Annotated in this window: 1 protein-coding gene; it reads right to left on the bottom strand. The window is 52.8% G+C overall.

The window, feature by feature from the left end:
• Positions 1 to 287 precede the first annotated feature (287 nt).
• Positions 288 to 441: isochorismatase family protein (locus WFM49_RS18530; protein ID WP_336974851.1), on the bottom strand; the 154-nt coding region annotated here is incomplete at its 5' end.

The raw sequence follows: 441 nt of genomic DNA, 5'->3' as shown, positions 1-441 counted from the left end.
GCCGCCCTCACGCAAAGCCCAAACGGCACGTCCAGAAGAAAGCCCTGACACCGTAATCCTTGCAAACCCACAACGCTGCCAAAAATAAAAAAGCCCCCGAGAGCCATACGGCTTCCAGGGGCACAGGTCCGATAGCCCGCCCCCAAGCGGCAGACCATCGATACTCAATTACAAGGCTATCAAAACAGACTTGTTAACGACGACTCATATCCATCAAGCACGGACGCCCATCCAGACCATGATGAAACACGTCGCTCTTTTCAAAAGCTCAAAAAAATTGAATAGCGTTAAAGACCGATCAACGTCATCGCCTCTTCACGTGTTGCCACGGTGGCGTACTTCTGACGCATATCGAACAAGTTAGCCTCGTGAGGGCCAATCGCACGGTCACCCACGCAATCCGATACCACCAAGGGGCGGAAACCCAGTTGCATCGCATCA

Source organism: Alcaligenes sp. PF14, from assembly GCF_037150615.1.
Taxonomy (GTDB): domain Bacteria; phylum Pseudomonadota; class Gammaproteobacteria; order Burkholderiales; family Burkholderiaceae_B; genus Alcaligenes; species Alcaligenes phenolicus.
The sequence above is the reverse complement of the archived record's forward strand: the minus strand, read 5'-3'. Positions and strand labels throughout refer to the sequence as shown.